Annotated in this window: 18 protein-coding genes and 1 pseudogene; 12 read left to right on the top strand and 7 right to left on the bottom strand. The window is 62.8% G+C overall.

Features of this window, described 5'->3' with window-relative positions; translation table 11 throughout:
* Nucleotides 1-20: 20 nt before the first annotated feature.
* The 3 genes from glpD to glpT all read right to left on the bottom strand — a co-directional run bounded on the left by glpD (nucleotide 21) and on the right by glpT (nucleotide 4,183).
* The gene (gene glpD / locus BN1127_RS02405) at nucleotides 21-1,508 is read right to left on the bottom strand and encodes a glycerol-3-phosphate dehydrogenase (RefSeq protein WP_042648338.1); all 1,488 of its coding nucleotides are present in this window, start codon (nucleotides 1,506-1,508) and stop codon (nucleotides 21-23) included.
* A gap of 460 nt (nucleotides 1,509-1,968) precedes the next feature.
* Nucleotides 1,969-2,727, bottom strand: a complete 759-nt coding sequence (locus BN1127_RS02410) for a DeoR/GlpR family transcriptional regulator (protein WP_005328190.1) — start codon at nucleotides 2,725-2,727, stop codon at nucleotides 1,969-1,971.
* A 100-nt stretch (nucleotides 2,728-2,827) separates the two neighbouring features.
* Nucleotides 2,828-4,183, bottom strand: a complete 1,356-nt coding sequence (gene glpT, locus BN1127_RS02415) for a glycerol-3-phosphate transporter (protein ID WP_042648339.1) — start codon at nucleotides 4,181-4,183, stop codon at nucleotides 2,828-2,830.
* A 489-nt stretch (nucleotides 4,184-4,672) separates the two neighbouring features.
* On the opposite strand from glpT, the gene BN1127_RS02420 reads away from it, so the two are divergent.
* Both BN1127_RS02420 and glpK read left to right on the top strand, forming a co-directional pair.
* Nucleotides 4,673-5,521, top strand: coding sequence for an MIP/aquaporin family protein (locus BN1127_RS02420; RefSeq protein WP_042648340.1), 849 nt, complete (start codon nucleotides 4,673-4,675; stop codon nucleotides 5,519-5,521).
* A 29-nt stretch (nucleotides 5,522-5,550) separates the two neighbouring features.
* Nucleotides 5,551-7,053 carry a glycerol kinase GlpK gene (gene glpK, locus BN1127_RS02425; RefSeq protein ID WP_042648341.1) on the top strand — a complete coding sequence of 501 codons (1,503 nt, stop codon included), beginning with the start codon at nucleotides 5,551-5,553 and terminating at the stop codon, nucleotides 7,051-7,053.
* A 179-nt stretch (nucleotides 7,054-7,232) separates the two neighbouring features.
* On the opposite strand, the gene BN1127_RS02430 is transcribed toward glpK, so the two are convergent.
* Nucleotides 7,233-8,135, bottom strand: a complete 903-nt coding sequence (locus BN1127_RS02430) for a LysR family transcriptional regulator (RefSeq protein ID WP_042648342.1) — start codon at nucleotides 8,133-8,135, stop codon at nucleotides 7,233-7,235.
* A 171-nt stretch (nucleotides 8,136-8,306) separates the two neighbouring features.
* Here BN1127_RS02430 and BN1127_RS02435 point away from each other — a divergent pair, with 171 nt between their 5' ends.
* From BN1127_RS02435 to BN1127_RS02455, 5 genes are all read left to right on the top strand, one after another.
* Nucleotides 8,307-8,711, top strand: a complete 405-nt coding sequence (locus tag BN1127_RS02435) for a DUF6404 family protein (protein ID WP_042648343.1) — start codon at nucleotides 8,307-8,309, stop codon at nucleotides 8,709-8,711.
* 40 nt (nucleotides 8,712-8,751) lie between these two features.
* Complete coding sequence (locus BN1127_RS02440) at nucleotides 8,752-9,111, top strand: VOC family protein (RefSeq protein ID WP_042648344.1); 360 nt, start codon at nucleotides 8,752-8,754, stop codon at nucleotides 9,109-9,111.
* A 166-nt stretch (nucleotides 9,112-9,277) separates the two neighbouring features.
* A complete protein-coding gene (locus tag BN1127_RS02445) occupies nucleotides 9,278-9,568 on the top strand; it encodes a putative quinol monooxygenase (protein ID WP_042648345.1) in 291 nt (96 codons plus the stop codon).
* Between the two features lie 89 nt (nucleotides 9,569-9,657).
* Complete coding sequence (gene dkgB / locus BN1127_RS02450; protein WP_042648346.1) at nucleotides 9,658-10,461, top strand: 2,5-didehydrogluconate reductase DkgB; 804 nt, start codon at nucleotides 9,658-9,660, stop codon at nucleotides 10,459-10,461.
* A 414-nt stretch (nucleotides 10,462-10,875) separates the two neighbouring features.
* Nucleotides 10,876-12,048, top strand: a complete 1,173-nt coding sequence (locus BN1127_RS02455; protein WP_042648347.1) for an MFS transporter — start codon at nucleotides 10,876-10,878, stop codon at nucleotides 12,046-12,048.
* A gap of 64 nt (nucleotides 12,049-12,112) precedes the next feature.
* On the opposite strand, the gene cydX is transcribed toward BN1127_RS02455, so the two are convergent.
* The 3 genes from cydX to BN1127_RS02470 are packed head-to-tail and all read right to left on the bottom strand — an operon-like array spanning nucleotide 12,113 to nucleotide 14,949.
* Entirely contained in the window at nucleotides 12,113-12,226 is a 114-nt protein-coding gene (cydX, locus tag BN1127_RS02460) for a cytochrome bd-I oxidase subunit CydX (protein ID WP_025326454.1), read from the bottom strand.
* A gap of 24 nt (nucleotides 12,227-12,250) precedes the next feature.
* Entirely contained in the window at nucleotides 12,251-13,378 is a 1,128-nt protein-coding gene (cydB, locus tag BN1127_RS02465) for a cytochrome d ubiquinol oxidase subunit II (RefSeq protein ID WP_042648348.1), read from the bottom strand.
* Nucleotides 13,378-14,949 (bottom strand): cytochrome ubiquinol oxidase subunit I, encoded by a 1,572-nt coding sequence (locus tag BN1127_RS02470; RefSeq protein WP_042648349.1) that lies wholly within the window; start codon nucleotides 14,947-14,949, stop codon nucleotides 13,378-13,380. Before BN1127_RS02470 ends, cydB begins: the two co-directional genes overlap by 1 nt.
* 120 nt (nucleotides 14,950-15,069) lie before the next feature.
* On the opposite strand from BN1127_RS02470, the gene BN1127_RS02475 reads away from it, so the two are divergent.
* The 5 genes and pseudogenes from BN1127_RS02475 to BN1127_RS02495 form a co-directional block, all read left to right on the top strand.
* Entirely contained in the window at nucleotides 15,070-16,485 is a 1,416-nt protein-coding gene (locus BN1127_RS02475; protein ID WP_042648350.1) for an aminotransferase-like domain-containing protein, read from the top strand.
* A gap of 120 nt (nucleotides 16,486-16,605) precedes the next feature.
* A complete protein-coding gene (locus BN1127_RS02480; RefSeq protein WP_042648351.1) occupies nucleotides 16,606-17,412 on the top strand; it encodes a substrate-binding domain-containing protein in 807 nt (268 codons plus the stop codon).
* Between the two features lie 40 nt (nucleotides 17,413-17,452).
* Nucleotides 17,453-17,872: a COG4315 family predicted lipoprotein gene (locus BN1127_RS02485; protein WP_052833528.1), complete on the top strand. Its 420-nt coding sequence runs from the start codon at nucleotides 17,453-17,455 to the stop codon at nucleotides 17,870-17,872.
* A gap of 7 nt (nucleotides 17,873-17,879) precedes the next feature.
* Entirely contained in the window at nucleotides 17,880-18,407 is a 528-nt protein-coding gene (locus tag BN1127_RS02490; protein ID WP_042648352.1) for an RNA polymerase sigma factor, read from the top strand.
* A pseudogene (locus tag BN1127_RS02495) lies at nucleotides 18,392-18,588 on the top strand (hypothetical protein); the annotation flags it as partial. The gene BN1127_RS02490 and the pseudogene BN1127_RS02495, both read left to right, overlap by 16 nt.

The following is an 18,588-nucleotide window of genomic DNA, read 5'->3' on the forward strand; positions in this document are numbered from 1 at the left end:
GGGGCAGCCCGCCGCTTCAATCAGCTTGCCTTGGGCAGGGCGTGATGGTGTTCGAGCAGCCAGGCACCGAGCTGCTGCTGCTCGGATTCGGACAGGCGCAGCCCCAGCTTGCTGCGGCGCCACAATATATCTTCCATCGAATGGGCCCACTCGCGGCTGATCAGATAACGCACTTCGGATTCATACAGTCCGGCACCAAAGTGCTGGCCGCGCTCCTCGTGCAACCAGAGACGGGCATGACTGCCATAGGCTTCGGCGATGCGGCGGGCGCTACGCTCGTCCAGCCAGTCGAATTCGAGCATGTAGGCGCGGGCCAGCTCGGTGGTGGAGCAGTCGAACTCGCCGCCGGGCAGACGGCTGGTGGCTGTCCAGTCCTCACCCATCTGGCTGAACCAGGGCTTGAGTTTGTTGCAGGCGGCCTGGGCCAGCTTGCGATAGGTGGTGAGCTTGCCGCCAAACACCGACAACAGCGGCGCCCCGTCGGATTCGCCAGAGAGCTCAAGGGTGTAGTCGCGGGTCACCGCCTGGGGAGAGTCTGACTCGTCATCGCACAGCGGCCGCACCCCGGCATAGGTCCAGATGACCTCGGAGGGGGCAATCTGGCGGGTGAAGTGGGCGTTGACCACCTTGCACAGGTAATTTATCTCGGCCTCGCTGATCTTCGCCTCCCGCGGGCTGCCATGGTGCTCCACGTCCGTGGTGCCGATGAGGGAGTAGTCCTGCTGGTAGGGGATGACGAAGACGATGCGGTTGTCCTCGTTTTGCAGGATATAGGCCTCTTCGCGCTCATGGATGCGCGGCACTATGATGTGGCTGCCCTTGATGAGGCGAATGCCGCGCGGGGATTTCTCGTGCAGGCTCTCGTCATAGAAGGTCTTGACCCAGGGGCCGGCCGCATTGACCAGGCCACGGCAGGTGACGTTTAACTGCTCGCCCCCTTCTCGCTCCAGGGTCAGGGTCCAGTGCTTGGATCCGCGCACCGCCTTGACGCAGCGGGTGCGGGTCTGCACATCGGCGCCCTTGTCCCGGGCCATCATGGCGTTGAGCACCACCAGGCGGGCGTCGTCGACCCAGGCGTCCGAGTACTCGAAGCCCTTGTTGATGCCACTCTTGAGACCATCTTGCGGCAGGAAGCGCAGGCCGCAACTGCCCTTGAGCTTGTCGCGCTTGGCCAGGTTGTCGTAGAGGAAGAGGCCGGCACGGATCATCCAGGCCGGGCGCAAGTGCGGGCGGTGCGGCAGGCGGAAGCGCATGGGACGGGCGATGTGCGGCGCCATGCCGAGCAGCACCTCCCGCTCCGCCAGCGCCTCTTTCACCAGCCTGAATTCGTAATGTTCGAGATAGCGCAAGCCGCCGTGGATCAGCTTGCTGGAGTTGGACGAGGTGGCCGAGGCGAGATCCTGCGCCTCGAACAGCGCCACCTTCAGCCCCCGCCCCGCCGCATCCGCCGCAATGCCGACCCCGTTGATGCCGCCGCCGACGACGACCAGATCATAATGTTCGCTCATGTTCACCTACTTTCTTATTTTGTGTTCGCCATGCCGGCAATGTTTGATTTCGCTCATATTAGAACATGAAAAAATGATAAACGAACATTTTATGAGGGAAATGTGATCGCGATTGTTCTGACAATGCTAAAAATGCTGCCGGTCGGTGACAAAGTGCCGCCCCAAGCCCTCGCCATTGTCCCTACCGCCGGGACTAAGCTGCCGCAACGGATGCGGGCGTGGCTGGCCGAGGCCGAAGGAGCCCGGCCCTGAAGCAGAGATTGCCCAGAGGCAAACCACCGAGGACGAGAAGAGAACCCTTGCTTTTAGCTCAAGCTGGCAGCGACCGGCCGAGACGGCGCCACAGAGACAGACGGAGAGAGGCTGCAGGGGCAAGGCGTCCCGCATGGGGACCCCGTTAGAGAGCAGCAAGAAAGCGGCCGCCTGACGGCGGCCTGATGCTAGTGCGGCGTGGGAATACTCAGCAGATGTGGCAGGCGATCTGATGCTGGGACATCAGTCGCATCAACTTCTCCGGCGGCTCCTGATCCGTGAACAGGGCGTGGATCTGGTTGAGGTTGCCGAGGTTGACCATGGCATTGCGCCCGAACTTGGTGTGGTCGGCGGCCAGGAACACCTGGCGGGAGTGGGCGATGATGGCCTGGGCGATCTTCACCTCGTGGTAGTCGAAATCGAGCAAAGATCCGTCGTTGTCGATGCCGGAGATGCCGATGACGCCATAGTCCATGCGGAACTGGCCGATGAAGTCACGGGTCGCCTCCCCGACGATGCCCCCGTCCCGGTTGCGGATCTCGCCACCGGCGATGATGACGGTGAAGTCATCCTTGGCGGTGAGGATGCTGGCGACGTTGAGGTTGTTGGTGACCACCCGCAGCTCACGGTGATCGAGCAGGGCGCGGGCGATGGCCTCGGTAGTGGTGCCGATGTCGATGAAGAGCGAGGAGCCGTCCGGAATGTTGGCGGCCACCTCGCGGGCGATGCGCTCCTTCTCCTTGAGCTGCATCACCTTGCGGGCGCTGTAGGCAGTATTGACGGTACTCGAATGCAGGGAGGCCCCGCCGTGATGGCGCCGGATCTTGTTCTGCTCGGCGAGATCGTTCAGATCCCGGCGAATGGTCTGGGGGCTGACGTCAAAATGGGTCACCAGATCGTCGGTCGAGACAAAGCCCTGCCTTGTCAGGACGTCCAGGATCTCCAGATGTCGTTGGGTTTGCTTCACGCTTGCACTCCGCTTGAGAGACGAAAAAAGGCCCCGGCATTGCGGGGCCTTTGGCAGTGTACCCTATCCCTTTTCGGACTGATAAGGGCAGGATCACGTTTTATGCCTTGTCGGCAGCGGCCTTGTGGGCGATCGAGATGTTCTCGTGCTTGAGGGTCAGGGCCAGCAGTACGATAGAGAGCACGCAGGAGATGGTCAGCACCAGGAAGCCGCCGTCCCAACCGAAATGGTCGACCGTGTAGCCCAGCATGGCATTGGCCGCCACGGCGCCGCCCAGATAACCGAACAGACCGGTGAAACCTGCCGCGGTACCGGCGGCCTTCTTGGGCGCCAGCTCCAGGGCATAGAGGCCTATCAGCATGACGGGGCCATAGATAAGGAAGCCGATGGCGACCAGGGCCATCATGTCGATGGTCGGGTTGCCCGCCGGGTTGAACCAGTAGACCAGCACGGCCACGGTCACCAGTACCATGAACAGGATACCGGCCGGGGCGCGGCGGCCCTGGAACATCTTGTCCGAGATCCAGCCACACAGCAGGGTGCCCGGGATCCCCGCCCACTCATAGAGGAAGTAGGCCCAGGAGGAGTGATCCACGCTGAAATCCTTGGCTTCCTTGAGGTAGGTCGGTGCCCAGTCCAGCACGCCGTAGCGAATGAGGTAGACGAAGGCGTTGGCGATGGCGATATACCACAAGAGCTTGTTGTGCAACACGTACTTCATGAAGATCTCCTTGGCGGAGAACTCCTGCTCGTGACTCTCGTTGTAATCCTTCGGGTAGTCGTTCTTGTACTCCTCGATGGGCGGCAGACCCACGGACTGCGGGGTGTCACGCATCACGAAGAAGGCGATCACCGCGATGGCAGCCGCAGCCGCAGCTGGCACATAGAAGGCGCTGCGCCAATCATTGAACCAGCCCATGCCGAGGATGAACAGCGGACCTATCATGCCGCCACCCACGTTGTGGGCCACGTTCCAGACCGAGACGATTTCGCCCCGCTCCTTCTGTGACCACCAGTGCACCATTGTGCGACCGCAGGGCGGCCAGCCCATGCCTTGGACCCAGCCGTTGAGGAACAACAGCACGAACATGATGGCGATGCTGGAGGTGGCCCAGTGCACCGTCCCCATCATGAACATGATGCCGGCCGAGAGCAGCAGGCCGGCGGAGAGGAAGTAGCGCGCATTGGAGCGGTCCGACACGTTCCCCATCAGGAATTTGGAGAGACCGTAGGCGATGGAGACACCGGACAGGGCCAGCCCCAGATCACCGCGGGAGAAGCCCTGCTCGATGAGATAGGGCATCGCCAGACTGAAGTTCTTGCGCACCAGGTAGTAGCCGGCATAACCGAAGAAGATCCCGAAAAACACCTGCCAACGCATGCGTTTGTAGAAGGGGTCCACCTTGTCGGCCGGTAGCCGGTCGATGTGGGGTGCAGGCCTGAAGAGACTAAGCATGTTCTGCTTCCTTATTGTTGTTATGGGCGATTGAGGGTGCCCCGATCGTGCCTGCGACCAGTTGAGTCCTTACTTCGCAAGCGAGCCTATTGTGCTCATATGTGAACATTTAATCTGTGATGAAGGCTAAATTATTGCAGTTTTATTACAAAGAATGTCACCCGATGAGTGATCGCGCATCGGCCTCCAGCCCTTGTAGGGCACGGAGTTTGGCTACCCACTAAGGAGTATTAGTGCCGCTAACTGTTGCTTTTCGTCACATTTTCTTAGCAATGAATGGGATCTTGTCCACATTTCCGGTGGCGGGGGTCTGGTGAATTGGCACAGAAGGTTTATTTTCTCTCTCGTCCAAGAACGAGCGCAAACGAGCATAACGTTTGCGTCAGCTCAAACAACAAGAAGAAACGTTTTCGGACGCAAGAAATGGGAATGCAAGATAACGAAACGGAACATCAAACCTACTCTGGGTGGATATAAGGAATAACAACTATGAGCATACAAAGACCCAATACCCTGCTCGGCGAGTGCCTCGCCGAGTTTATCGGCACCGGCCTGCTGATCTTCTTCGGCGTTGGTTGTGTGGCCGCCCTGGTGCTGGCTGGCGCCAACTTCGGGCAATGGGAAATCTCCATTACCTGGGGCCTGGGGGTCGCCATCGCCATCTACGTGACCGGCGGCATCTCCGGTGCCCACCTGAACCCGGCCGTGACCCTGGCGCTGATGACCTTCTGCGGCTTCGACAAGCGCAAGGTGGTGCCCTTCATCATCGCCCAGATAGCGGGTGCCTTCGCCTCCGCCGCCCTGGTCTACTTCCTCTATGGCAACCTCTTCACCCAGTGGGAACTGACCCACAACGTGGTGCGCGGCAGCGTAGAGAGCCTCGGCACCGCCGGCATCTTCTCCACCTACCCCAATGCCCTGCTCTCCAACATGCAGGCATTCGCGGTCGAGCTGGTGATCACCGCCGTCCTGATGCTGGGCATCATGGCGCTGGGTGACAACAACAACGGTGCCCCCAAAGGCTTCGCCGCCGCCCTGCTGATCGGCATACTGATCGCGGTGATCGGCGCCTCCCTCGGCCCCTTGACCGGCTTTGCCATGAACCCGGCCCGTGACTTTGGTCCCAAACTCTTCGCCTTCTTTGCAGGCTGGGGCGATGTGGCCCTGACCGGCGGTCGCGACAACCCCTACTTCTGGGTCCCCATCCTCGGCCCCATAGTCGGCGCCCAGCTGGGTACCGCTCTGTATGTGAAAGTGCTGGCTCCCTGCGTCCCGGGCAACCGTGTCGCGACCGAAGAAGCCGCCAAGCTGTCCAATAAAGAAGAGGCCGCCGCCTAAGAGCGGTCCCCCCAAACGTGGAGAACATCATGTCTGCTGAAAAGAAATTTGTCGTCGCGCTGGATCAAGGTACCACCTCCTCCCGTGCCATAGTGTTCGATCAGGACGCCAACATCGTCGCGACCTCACAGCGCGAATTCACCCAGCACTACCCCAAGGCGGGCTGGGTCGAGCACGACCCCATGGAGATCTGGGCGACCCAGTCCTCCGTCTTCACAGAGGTGCTGGCCAAGAGCGGCCTGCACAGCGAGCAGATCGCCGCCATCGGCATCACCAACCAGCGTGAAACCACAGTGGTGTGGGAAAAGGCCACCGGCAAGCCCGTCTACAACGCCATCGTCTGGCAGTGCCGCCGCACCGCGGCCATCTGTGAAGAACTGAAAGCCCGCGGCCTGGAAGAGTACGTACGCGAGAACACCGGCCTGGTGCTGGACGCCTACTTCTCCGGCACCAAGGTGAAGTGGATCCTGGACAACGTTGAAGGGGCCCGCGAGAAGGCGATGAACGGCGAGCTGCTGTTCGGCACCATCGACACCTGGCTGGTGTGGAAGATGACCAACGGCGAAGTGCACGTCACCGACCCGACCAACGCCTCCCGCACCATGCTCTACAACATCCGCGATCTGAAGTGGGACGAGCGGATGCTGGACGAGCTGGGCATCCCCGCCTCCATGCTGCCGGAGGTCAAACCCTCCTCCGAGGTGTATGGCTACACCACCCGTGGCGGCGGCTCCCGCATCCCCATCGCCGGCATCGCCGGTGACCAGCAGTCCGCCCTGTTCGGCCAGCTCTGCTTCGAGAAAGGCATGGCCAAGAACACCTATGGCACCGGCTGCTTCCTGCTGATGAACACCGGCACAGAGCCGGTTCGCTCCAGCAACGGCCTGCTGACCACGGTCGCCATCGGCCCGAAAGGGGAAGTGAATTACGCGCTGGAAGGTGCTGTCTTTATGGGCGGCGCCACCATTCAGTGGCTGCGTGACGAGCTGAAAATCATTCATGATGCCCGCGACACCGACTACTTCGCCTCCAAGGTTGGCGACACCAACGGCGTCTACCTGGTGCCGGCCTTCGTCGGTCTGGGCGCCCCCTACTGGGATCCGTATGCTCGCGGCACCATGGTCGGCCTGACCCGCGGCGCCAACCGCAACCACATCATCCGTGCCGCGCTGGAATCCATCGCCTACCAGAGCCGCGACGTGCTGGATGCCATGCAGCAGGACTCCGGCATCAAGCTGGCTGCCCTCAAGGTAGACGGCGGCGCCGTGGCCAACGACTTCCTGATGCAGTTCCAGGCCGACATGATGCACACCCCTGTGGTGCGCCCGACCCGCATCGAAACCACCGCCATGGGCGCCGCCTTCCTGGCAGGCCTGGCCGTCGGTTTCTGGAAGAGCTCCGAAGAGCTGGAAGACAAGTTCAGCGTCGATCGCGAGTTCATCCCCCAGATGGACAAGGAAGATCGCGCCAAACGCTACAACGGCTGGAAGAAGGCGGTGGAGCGCTCACGCCGCTGGGCCGAAGAGGAGTGATCGGGTAACCGGCACATCCTTGAGATGAAGAAAACAAAGAGGCCGACAGCAATGTCGGCCTCTTCTTATTGGCGCTCGCGAGCGCCCCCTCTGTCCCCTCCTCTTCGTCAGGAAAGGTGTGCAATTTCCTCCCTCTGGTAGAAAGCGGTCGGCAGAGAGTGCAACCTCCTGCCCACCTCCTACAACGCCTCGGCGCCGAGCTGCTCCTTGAGGAAATCGAGCCAGACCCGCAGTCGGATATCCCGCTGGGCATCGGAGTAGAACACCGCATGGATGGGGCGCGAGGCGCCGCTGTTGCTGCGGGCCAGCACCTCCACCAGGGCACCGCTCGCCCTGTCCTCTCCCGTCATGAAGTCCGACAGGCAGACGATCCCCTGACCTCTGAGCGCCAGCTGGCGCAGGGTCTCGCCGCTGCTGGCCCGCAAGGTCGGGGTGATGGCAAACCTGTCCCCCTGCTCAGTGCTGAGCAGGGGCCAGTGGTTGAGGTGATCGGGGTGCAAAAAGCCGAGCAGCTCATGGCCCGCCAGCAAGTCAGCCGGCTGGCGCGGGGTACCGCGCGCCTTCAGATAGTCGGGGGACGCAAGCAGCCGCAGCTTGGATCGCCCGAGCGGCAGGGCGCGCAGGGAGGAGTCCGTCAGCTCGCCGATGCGAATGGCCATGTCCACCCGCCGCTCCATCAGGTTGATGAAGCCCTCGGAGCTGTGCAGTTGCAGCTCTATGCCGGGGTAGCGGAGGCGAAACTCCCCTATGATGGGCACCAGCCGGTGCAGGATGAAGGGGGTGGCGGCATCGACCCTCAGAATCCCTTCGGGTTGTTCCCGGCGCATCAGCAGATGGCTCTCCGCCTCGCTCATCTCGGTCAGCACCTTCACCGCCCGCTGATAGAACCAGCTCCCCTCCTCGGTCAGGCTGACCCGCCGGGTGGTGCGATTGAGCAGCACTGTGGCGAGCTTCTCCTCGAGGCGCTTGATGCCGCGGCTCACCACAGAGTTGTCCATGCCGAGGTTCTCCGCCGCCTGGCGAAAACTGCCCGCCTCCACCACGGCCACAAACAGGGTCAATTCATCGGAATGGGTCTTCATTGTTGTTATCCCAGCCAGAGTCATGGGGCTTTATAGGCGCAGTGACCTGGAGTTGGCAAGACCTGCGTCGCGCCGTCGGCGCTCTCCCTTCGCCGTATCGTGACGCACCGCCTGTTTTATCTCCGCCCTTGCCAGTACAATGCCGCCAAATAGCACCGTATGAAGCCAAACATGCACAGAGACGACCCCCTAGTATTCGCACACAGGCTGGATGCAGCCCATCGGGAGCTGGCCGAGAAGGGCGTGCAGGCGCTCAACTACAACCCGCCGATCATCTGGCTGCTGCGAAAGGCAGGGTTCACCATCAGGCCGCCCCACTACGAACGCTTTATGATCAACGTCCTAGCCCTGGGACTCCCCATCGGCGCTATCTGGGGGGTGTTGATGTGGTGTCTCGGCTGGCAGGATGAGGTGAGCCCGGCATTCGGCCTGCACCAGGGACTGCTGTTTGGCATTGGCGTTGGCCTGCTGATGGCGACCTGGTTCTGGTTTAGGCGCAAGCAGCTCAAACTGACCCCCTGGGACACCTTGCCCCACTCCACGATCCGCACGCAAAAGCGCTGGCAACCCAGATAGATTACACTCGGCCTCATTCATCAGCAGGGAGCTGCACCTTATGAAAGCCCATGAAAAACTGAACTATGTGGAATTTGCGGCCAGGGATCTCGCCGCCACCAAGGCCTTCTTCACTGCCGCCTTTGGCTGGCAGTTCGCCGACTACGGCCCCGACTACTGCGCCTTCGAAGGGGAAGGGCTGGACGGCGGCTTCTATCGTGCGGATCTGTGCGGCCAGTGCGCCCAGGGCGGCGCTCTCCTGGTGTTCTACAGCGCCGATATAGAGGCGACCCAGGCCAAGGTGATCCAGCATGGCGGCACCCTCAACCGCCCGCTGTTTGACTTCCCCGGTGGCCGCCGCTTCCACTTCCTCGAGCCCAGCGGCAACGAGTTTGCGGTCTGGTCCGAACCGGCGGCCTGATGGCGAGGGGCGTCCCGGCGCTCCCTGCTCTTTTTACCTCCTCGCCTCCACCTCGTCCCTGCCCATCTATTGCTGCTCTTATCTCAATAGTGTTTTGCGACTGCTGCCCTGTATCCCCCAGTCTGCCGGGGGCATACTGACCGTCGTTTTTTGCAAGGAGGTGCAGATGTCATCCCCCCTGATCGTGATTGCCGAGCTCGAGGCCAAACCTGAATTCGCCGCCGAGTGTCGGGCCGCCCTGGCGCCGCTCGTCAACGCCAGCCGGCAAGAGCCTGGGTGCCTTGGCTACCGGCTGCACCAGAGCCTGGAGAACCCCCACGTCTGGATGATCCACGAGGAGTGGGAGAGCGAGGCAGCCCTCAGCGCCCACCAGCAAGAACCCCATTTTCTCACCTTCGTGGCCAACATCCGGGGCTGGTTTGCCAGCACCAGCGTTCGCCGCTATCAACTAGCCTGAATCCAGTTGCGGCCTGTTCCCTGCCCGCCCTGGATGCGAGGATGGGCCGACACAATATTGAGCGTAGAAACAATAACTTGAGGAACTGAATGATGAAGATGCCCAACCTGGGTCTTGGTACCTTCCGCCTGAAAGATCAGCCCCTGCGCGACTCCCTGCTTCAGGGGCTTGAACTTGGCTACCGCCATATCGACACCGCCCAGATCTATGACAACGAGGCCGAAGTGGGCCAGTTGATGGCCGAGAGCCGCGTCCCCCGCCAGGATATCTACCTGACCACCAAGGTGTGGATCAGCGAGTTCGGCCCGGGCAAGGTGATCCCGAGCCTGGAGCTGAGCCTGGAGAAACTGCGCACCGACTATCTGGATCTGGCGCTCATTCACTGGCCCTCCCCCAAGGATGAGGTGCCGATGGCGGTCTACCTGGAGCAGCTGGCCGAGGCCAAAGCCCGGGGCCTGACCCGGGAGATCGGAGTTTCCAACTTCACGGTCGCCCAGCTTAAAGAAGCCATCGACATTCTGGGGCCGGGCGCCATCGCCCACCAGCAGGTGGAGATCCATCCCCTGCTGCAAAACCGCAAGGTGGTGGAGTTCTGCCAGGATCAGGGCATCGCCATCACCGCCTATATGCCGCTCGCCTATGGCAAGGTGCTGAGCGAGCCGCTGCTGATGGAGATCGGCAAGCGCCACGGCGTCTCGGCGGCCCAGGTGTCCCTGGCCTGGCTGCTGGCCCAAGGCATGACGGTGATCCCGAGCTCCACCAAGCGGGAGAATCTCGCCGCCAACCTGGCCGCCCTCAAGGTGCAACTCAGCCCCGAGGAGATGGCACAGATTGCCACCCTGGAGCGGGGTGAGCGCTGCGCCAACCCGGACTTCGCCCCGAATTGGGATTGAGCCCCCTCATCCCCAGCCCTTCTCCCGCCAGGGGAGAAGGGAGCACAGATAACCCGACACCATCGGCGAGAACCCAAGCGGGAGGCATCATGCCTCCCGCTTTTTTGTCTCCAGTATCGCTCCAGTCGCCCGTGCCGCTGACCCCCACCTCTGCAACCTGCCCTTGCCCCTTTCCTCTTTGTTCCCAGCTCGGTCTGTACGCCTTGCTTCTACGCGCTTTGCCTCTGCACTCGACTCGCGCTGTACCGCCCGCTCTTGTCTGCGCAGCCTCAGCCACTCCCACTACCCCACTCCACGGCCCCATTGCTGCTGATTTGGCAAAAGTAATTTGACGTTGCCGTCATTTTTGCCAACAAAGCTCATCGGCATACTGGCGCCATTCTCCCGTCGGGAGCCACTATCCAAGGAGTTTGTATGCCACTGGCGTTATTTGCCCTCACCCTGAGTGCCTTTGCGATCGGCACCACCGAGTTTGTGATCGTGGGGCTCATCCCCACCATAGCCGAGCAGCTCGATGTCTCGCTCCCCTCGGCGGGCCTGCTGGTCAGCCTCTACGCCCTGGGTGTGGCCATAGGCGCGCCGGTGCTGACGGCGCTTACCGGCAAGCTGCCGCGCAAGTGGCTGCTGGTAGGGTTGATGGCGCTCTTCACCGCCGGCAACCTGCTGGCCTGGCAGGCACCGGGCTACGAGAGCCTGATCGTCGCCCGCATCCTCACCGGCCTGGCCCACGGTGTCTTCTTCTCGGTGGGCTCGACCATCGCCACGGGTCTGGTGGCCAAGGAGAAGGCGGCGAGCGCCATCGCCATCATGTTCAGCGGCCTCACAGTCGCCCTGGTGACCGGCGTGCCGCTCGGCACCTGGATTGGTCAGCAGTTCGGCTGGCGCGAGACCTTCCTGGTGGTGAGCCTGCTCGGGGTCATCGCCATGCTGGGCAGCCTGCTGCTGATCCCGAGCAACCTGCCAAAAGGCACGGCCTCCAGTATTCGTGAACAGCTCTCGGTGCTGACCCACAAGCCCCTGCTGATGGTCTACGCCAAGACAGCTCTGGGTTACGGCGGCGCCTTCACCGCCTTTACCTTCCTCGCCCCCATCTTGCAGCAGGTGAGCGGCTTCGGTGCCAATGCGGTGAGCCTGATCCTGCTGGTGTACGGGGTCTCGGTAGCGGTCGGCAATATCTGGGGCGGCAAACTGGCGGACAAGATGGGCCCGCTGCCCGCCCTGAAGCTGATGTTTGGCGGTCTGGCACTCATCCTGCTGATGCTCACCTTCACCGCGCCCCATCCGGTGCTGGCGGTGCTCACCGTGCTGGTGTGGGGCGCCTTTGCGTTTGGCAACGTGCCGGGACTGCAGGTGCTGGTGGTGAAACAGGCCGAGCGCCATACCCCGAATGCCGTGGACGTGGCCTCCGGCCTCAACATCGCCGCCTTTAACGTCGGCATCGCCTTGGGATCCGTGGTGGGCGGTTTCGTGGTGGAGCACCTGGGGTTGATGCACACCCCCTGGATCGGGGCCCTCATAGTGCTGCTGGCCTATGGCCTCACCCATGCAAGCGAGAAGCGCGAAGCCAGACTGGCGCTGGCAATCTAATCCGCCGCGAAAAAAAACAAAAAGGCCGACACCCAGTGTCGGCCTTTCTCGTTTTCAGGGGGGATCAAGGTTCCTTGAGATCCTCATCCGCGGCCCAGCGCGCCTCCAGCCAGAGCAGATTGACCAGGCCGCACAGCAGCGCAAACCCCAGCCCCAGTATCCAGGTGAAATACCACATATCGAAGACTCCTCAATTCCGGTGTTAGTAGAGGCTATGGCCCTGCTCGCGCACCTGCTCGGTACTCATCTTGCCCCGCGCCACCCAGTAGACCCAGAGGGTGTAGCCAATGTTGATGGGCATCAGCACGGCGACTATGCCCAGCATGATGAAGAGGGTGCCCTCGCTGGAGGTGCCGTCCCACAGGGTCAGGCTGCTCGACGGATCCAGGGACGAGGGCAGCACGAAGGGGAAGAGGGCGATGGCGATGGTCAGCATCATGGCGGCGCAGGCACCACCGCTGGTGACGATGGCCAGCCGCGCCCGGCCCAGATGGCTTGCCAGCGTGCTTAAGAGCGGTAGCAAGAGACCCAGGGCAGGCACAGTCCAGAGCCAGGGGTGCGCCATGAAGTTGCCCAACCAGCCATCCGGCGCTGTCACCACCCGCTTCATCAGGGGCGTCAGGGCGCTGTTGAGATCCCCGATCTCGGCTATCCGGTAACCGCGCATCTGGCTAAGCCAGAAACCACCCAGGGCAAAGAGAATACTAGCCAATGGGCCGAGCCAGCGGCTCTGGCGGGCGCAACGCTGTGCTATCACCCCTTGGGTCTTGCACTGCAGGAAGCTGCTGCCATGTAGCATCAGCAGGGCCAGCGCCGTGCCCATGCAGGTCAACAGCAGCGGCCAGTTGAAGTCAAAGGCGCCGTAGTGGATGCGAAGGGCCGAGTCGAAGCGAAACGGCAGCCCCTGCAACAAGAAGCCGAGGGTCGCGCCAAACACCAGGGTCGGCAGCAGGGCCCCCATCACCAGGGCCCTGTCCCACCAGCGACGCCACAGGGGGTCCGGCAGCTTGCTGCGATAGTCAAACCCCACCGGGCGCAGGAAGAGGCCGAACAGCAGGAACATGAAGGGCACATAGAGCGCCGAGAAGGAGGCGGCATAGACCAGAGGCCAGGCGGCGAACAGGGTGCCGGCACCGGCAATGAGCCACACCTGGTTGCCCTCCCACACGGGGCCCACGCTGTTGAGCAGCACGCGCCGCTCCTCATCAGTTTTGGCCACCACGGGGAGCAACATGCCGACCCCGAGATCGAAGCCGTCCATTACCACGAAGCCGATGAGCAGGAAGAGCACCAGCCCCCACCAGATGAGTTTCAGGGTTTCGTAATCCATCAGACGGGACTCCCGTTTTTCAACACTTCACCTTGATAACGACCCGTTTGCAGGCTCGCGGGCCCTTTGCGGATCACGTGACGCAACAAGAACAGCTCCACCACCAGCAGCGTGCTGTAGATAAGGAAGATGGAGATGAGGCTGAACCAGAGCTGCCCAGGTTGCAGCAAGGAGACGGACGCCGACACCGGCAGCACGTCGCTGATGGTCCAGGGCTGACGACCAAACTCGGCCACGAACCAGCCCGCCTCTATGGCAATCCAGGGCAGCGGAATAGACCAGAACAGCGCCTTGAGCAGGCGCGGGGATTGCACCAGCTTGCCCCGGCACAGCTGCAGGAAGGCGGCGACAAAGAGCCCGAGCAACACCACCCCTATGCCCACCATCAGCCGGAAGCTCCAGAAGAGCGGCGCCACCTGGGGAATGGAATCGTCGACCGCCTTGGCGATGGCCGCCTCGTCCGCTTTGCCTATCTCCTTGGCATGGGGGGTGAGCAGCAGGCCGTAGCCGAGATCGGCGCGGTGACGCTCGAAGGTGGCGCGGGCCTCGGCATTGCTACCGTCTGAACGCAGCGCCTCCAGGGCGCCGTACGCCAGCATGCCGCTGCGAATGCGCACCTCGTGCTGCGCTTTCAGATCTTTAAGGCCGGTCACCTGCTCATCGAGAGAGCGGGTGGCGATGATGCCCATCAGATAGGGAATTTTGATGGCCCCGTGAGTGGTCTCGTCACCCTGATCCGGCAGACCGAACAGGGTGAAGGAGGCAGGGGCGGGTTCGGTCTCCCACTCCGCCTCTATGGCGGCGAGCTTGACCTTCTGCACCTCCCCGGAGCGGTAGCCCGACTCGTCCCCCAGCACGATGACAGAGAGGATGGCGGCCAGGCCAAAACCCGAGGCGATGGCAAAGGATCGCAGGGCGAAGCGCACCTCCATGCGGCGCAGCAGATACCAGCTGCTCACCCCCATCACGAACAGGGAGGCCGCCACATAGCCCGCCGCGACAGTGTGGACGAACTTGACCTGGGCCACCGGGTTGAAGATCACCGCCGCCACGTCGGTCAGCTCCATGCGCATCGTCATGGGGTTGAACTCGGCGCCGACCGGGTTCTGCATCCAGCCGTTGGCGATGAGGATCCAGAGTGCGGAGAGGTTGGAGCCGAGCGCCACCAGCGCGGTCACCAGCAGGTGCTGACCCCGGGAGAGCTTCTCCCAGCCGAAGAAGAAGAGGCCCACCAGGGTGGATTCCAGGAAGAAGGCCATCAGCCCCTCTACCGCCAGCGGGGTGCCGAAGATGTCGCCGACGTAGTGGGAGTAATAGGCCCAGTTGGTACCAAACTGGAACTCCAGGGTGATGCCGGTAGTCACCCCCATGACGAAGTTGATACCGAACAGCTTGCCCCAGAAGCGGGTGATGTCCTTGTAGATCACCTTGCCGGTCATCACGTAGGCGGACTCGGCAATCACCAGGATCCAGGACAGTCCCAGGGTGAGGGGCACAAACAGAAAGTGGAACATCGCCGTCGCGCCGAACTGTATTCGGGAGAGGCTGACCACATCATCCAAGCTTATCATGCATGACTCTCTATGTTGCATTTAACAGACAGGTTTTCGCCCGTTAAGTACAACACGCCCCATGACACCTATAACAGATGCAGTTATAGTGAAATACACCTATAACAGTTAGGCCACCCCATGTCACGTTACGGTCAGCTGGCTGCCTTGATGCAACAGCAGATAGAGAGCGGCCTCTGGCAGCCGGGGGAGCGCATCCCCTCCATCCGCCAGAGCTGCAAGACCCATCATTTGAGCCCCATGACGGTGCTGCAGGCCTACCAGTTGCTTGAGAGCCTCGGCCTCATTCTGGCCAGGCCCCAGTCCGGTTACTACGTCAAGGCCGCCCCCTCCCCGCTGCCTGCCAGCGCAGCCCAGCAGGCCCACTACAGCGGCTCGGTGGACATCAACGATCTGGTGTTCGAGGTGTTGCAGGCGAGCAAGTCCCGGGAGCTGGTGCCGCTGGGGCTCGCGGTGGCGGATCCCGCCCTCTTCCCCCACCCCCAGCTCGGCCGGGCCCTGGCGAGCTGCATGCGCCGCCTCGATCCCTTCAGCACGGTGGCAGATCTTCCCCCCGGCAACGAGGCGCTGCGCCGCGCCATCGCCCAGCGTTACGCCAACGACGGCCTGGCGGTGGATCCCCAGGAGATCATCATCACCACCGGCGCCATGGAGGCGCTCTCCTTAAGCCTGCAGGTGCTGACCGAGCCCGGGGACTGGGTGGTGGTGGAGTCCCCCACCTTCTACGGCGCCCTGCAGGCCATCGAGCGGCTCAAGCTCAACGTGGTGGAAATACCCGTGATCCCCGGGGTGGGCATCGATCTCGCCCTGCTCACCGAGGCCCTCGCTCAGCGCCCCATCAAGGCCTGCTGGCTGATGGGCAACGTCCAGCATCCGCTCGGCCACACCATGCCGGATGGCCACAAACAGGCACTGATGGCGTTGCTCAACGCCCATGGGGTGCCCCTGGTGGAGGACGACGTCTACGCCGAGCTCTATTTTGGCCGCGAACGCCCCAGCCCCATCAAGCGCTGGGACGCCCGGGGCGACAGCCTGCTGTGCGGCTCCTGGACCAAGTGCCTGGCGCCGGGCTTTCGGGTCGGCTGGGTGGTGGCCGGATCCCATGCCGAGCGCATCCAGCGGCTGCAACTGATGTCGACGCTGTCCACCAATGTGCCGAGCCAGCTGGCGCTCGCCGACATGCTGCGCCAGGGCGGGGTGGATGCCCACTTTCGCCGCCTGCGCCACACTCTGGCCCAGCGCCAGCAGCAGATGCGGGCGGCCCTGCTGCGCCTCTTCCAGGACGAGGTGCATATCTCGACCCCGGACGGCGGCTACTTCCTCTGGCTGACATTCGACGTGCGCCTCGACAGCCGGGCCCTCTATGCCCAGGCGCTGGCCAACGGTTTCTCGCTGGCCCCCGGTGCCCTGTTCTCGAGCCAAGGCCAGCACAACCACTGCCTGCGCCTCAACAGCGCCCATCCCTGGAGCCCGGCGCTGGAGGCCGCCCTCACCCGGCTGGCGGCGTTGGTCCACCAGCAGCTGGGAGGCTCCTAGCCTTTATCGATAGCTGCGCCTGAGGCGGGTTCGGCTTTATTGATAAATTAATTTTTCCTCAACTGCATCCAATCGCCTCCCTCCTTCGTCTCTTGCTTGAACCTCAATCAAGGAGAGACGATGAAATCCCAACCCCTCTGGCTCGCCCTGCTCTGCTCGGCCCTCATCCAGCCGCTGCAGGCGGCCCCCCTCTCCCAGTCTGCCCAGACCGACCCTGTCCATCAGGCCGGTGATGGCGTGATCCGCCTATACGGCCCAGGTGGCCCGGACACCGCCCTGAAACGGGCGGCCGCGGCCTTCCAGCAGGAGACCGGGATCCCGGTCGAGGTCACCGCCGGCCCCGAACATAGCTGGCGTGACAGGGCCGTCAAGAATGCGGATCTCATCTTCGCCGGGGCCGAGCAATCCATGTCCGCCTACCTGCAGAGCTACTCCTTCCTCGACAGGGAGAGCGCCCACGCCTACTACCTGCGCCGCAGCGTCATCGCGGTACAGAAGGGCAACCCGGCGCGGATCACCGGGGTGGAGGATCTGATCAACCGATCCCTCAAGGTGGTGGTGACCGAGGGGCTCGGCAGCTACAACACCTCGGGCACCGGGCTCTGGGAAGACGTGGCCGGGCGCAAGGGCAAGCTGGCCGATGTGCAGAAGCTCAGGCGCAACATCGTCGCCTTCGAGCAGGGCAGCGGCGCCAGCTTCCGGGCCTTCACCCATCAGCAGGCCGATGCCTGGATCACCTGGGTGCACTGGCCCCTGAACCACCAGGACAAGGCCGACTTCGTCGAGATCGAGCCGGAACGCCGCATCTATCGCGGTCTGCTGATCAGCAAGGCGCAGGGCGCGGATGCCAGCACCCAGCGCTTTATCGATTTCATCGACAGCCCCCAAGGCGAGCCCTTCTTCGCCCAGGATGGCTGGACCCGTTAACCCCTGCCCTCTCATCGCCAATAGACCCAAGGAGAACACCATGAACAAGTTCCTCATCACCCTCGCCTGCCTGCCCCTCGCCTCGGCCTGGGCCCTGGACACCCAGCCCCTGAGCGGGGCCGAGCAGTTGCCCATCGCCCGGATGACTGAGAACGGCAAGACCTATCTGGTCGATGCCAAGGGCTTCAGCCTCTACCGCTTCGACAAGGATGCCCAAGGAAAATCAACCTGTTATGCTGAGTGCGCCGAAAAATGGCCGCCGGCATTGGCCAGCGCGGAGCAGGCCAAGGCGGGGATCGGCAGCGCGGCCGACGTCGGCATCAGCCTGATCCTGCGCGACGATGGCAACTATCAATGGAGCTACCGTGGCCAACCGCTCTATCGCTGGATCAAGGATGAGCAGCCCGGCCAGAGCAGCGGGGACGGCGTGAAGAATGTCTGGCACCGCGTCCAACTATGAGGTCTGAGTGAATATCGACAACCAGCAACTTGCCCACCTGCTCGCCCGCAGCCAGCAGAGGGACAAGCAGGCATTTGAAGCGCTCTACCGGCTGACGGGCCAGCCTCTGTATGCCATGCTCCACGCCCTGCTCAAGGACAAGCAGTGGGCCGCAGACATCCTGCAGGAGGGCTTTTTGAAGATCTGGCACGGTCAGAGCGCCTATCCCGTCGACTACCCCTGGGCCTGGCTCTGCCAGTGCATGCGCCATCTGGCCATCGACGCCCTGAGGGCGAAGATACGCCACGGGGAGACCCCACTGGATGAGTCCTGGGAGGAGAAGCCCGGCCAGGAGACAGAGGGGCTGGCCCCCTCTTTTTCCCTCGAGCATTGCCTCGGACGACTCTGTGCCGACAAGCGCAACGCCATCGTGCTCGCTTATCGCCACGGCCTGAGCCACCAGGAGATAGTCAGCCACACCCAGACCCCGCTCGGCACGGTCAAGTCCTGGATCCGGCGCGGACTGGAGGAGCTCAAGCTATGCCTGACTCAATGACCCCCAAACGCTATCGAGACCCCGCCCTGCGCGAGCGGCTCGCCGGCGAGTATGTGCTGGGTACCCTGAGCCCGCGGGTGCAGGCCAGGATGACCCGCCTGATGGCCCGCGATCCCGACTGGTGGCAGTGGATAGCCCAGTGGCAACAACACCTGGATCCCCTGCTGTATCAACCCCAGCC

It is taken from the genome of Aeromonas media, from assembly GCF_000819985.1.
Lineage (GTDB): Bacteria > Pseudomonadota > Gammaproteobacteria > Enterobacterales > Aeromonadaceae > Aeromonas > Aeromonas media.

Bases quoted from the DNA above. Each gene is read 5' to 3' on its own strand.
- glpT (WP_042648339.1), bottom strand. From the start codon at position 4,183: ATGCTTAGTCTCTTCAGGCCTGCACCCCACATCGACCGGCTACCGGCC.
- glpK (WP_042648341.1), top strand. From the start codon at position 5,551: ATGTCTGCTGAAAAGAAATTTGTCGTCGCGCTGGATCAAGGTACCACC.
- BN1127_RS02470 (WP_042648349.1), bottom strand. From the start codon at position 14,949: ATGATAAGCTTGGATGATGTGGTCAGCCTCTCCCGAATACAGTTCGGC.
- BN1127_RS02445 (WP_042648345.1), top strand. From the start codon at position 9,278: ATGTCATCCCCCCTGATCGTGATTGCCGAGCTCGAGGCCAAACCTGAA.
- BN1127_RS02455 (WP_042648347.1), top strand. From the start codon at position 10,876: ATGCCACTGGCGTTATTTGCCCTCACCCTGAGTGCCTTTGCGATCGGC.
- cydX (WP_025326454.1), bottom strand. From the start codon at position 12,226: ATGTGGTATTTCACCTGGATACTGGGGCTGGGGTTTGCGCTGCTGTGC.
- BN1127_RS02420 (WP_042648340.1), top strand. From the start codon at position 4,673: ATGAGCATACAAAGACCCAATACCCTGCTCGGCGAGTGCCTCGCCGAG.
- BN1127_RS02485 (WP_052833528.1), top strand. From the start codon at position 17,453: ATGAACAAGTTCCTCATCACCCTCGCCTGCCTGCCCCTCGCCTCGGCC.
- dkgB (WP_042648346.1), top strand. From the start codon at position 9,658: ATGATGAAGATGCCCAACCTGGGTCTTGGTACCTTCCGCCTGAAAGAT.
- BN1127_RS02435 (WP_042648343.1), top strand. From the start codon at position 8,307: ATGCACAGAGACGACCCCCTAGTATTCGCACACAGGCTGGATGCAGCC.
- BN1127_RS02440 (WP_042648344.1), top strand. From the start codon at position 8,752: ATGAAAGCCCATGAAAAACTGAACTATGTGGAATTTGCGGCCAGGGAT.
- glpD (WP_042648338.1), bottom strand. From the start codon at position 1,508: ATGAGCGAACATTATGATCTGGTCGTCGTCGGCGGCGGCATCAACGGG.
- BN1127_RS02475 (WP_042648350.1), top strand. From the start codon at position 15,070: ATGTCACGTTACGGTCAGCTGGCTGCCTTGATGCAACAGCAGATAGAG.
- BN1127_RS02480 (WP_042648351.1), top strand. From the start codon at position 16,606: ATGAAATCCCAACCCCTCTGGCTCGCCCTGCTCTGCTCGGCCCTCATC.
- BN1127_RS02430 (WP_042648342.1), bottom strand. From the start codon at position 8,135: ATGAAGACCCATTCCGATGAATTGACCCTGTTTGTGGCCGTGGTGGAG.
- cydB (WP_042648348.1), bottom strand. From the start codon at position 13,378: ATGGATTACGAAACCCTGAAACTCATCTGGTGGGGGCTGGTGCTCTTC.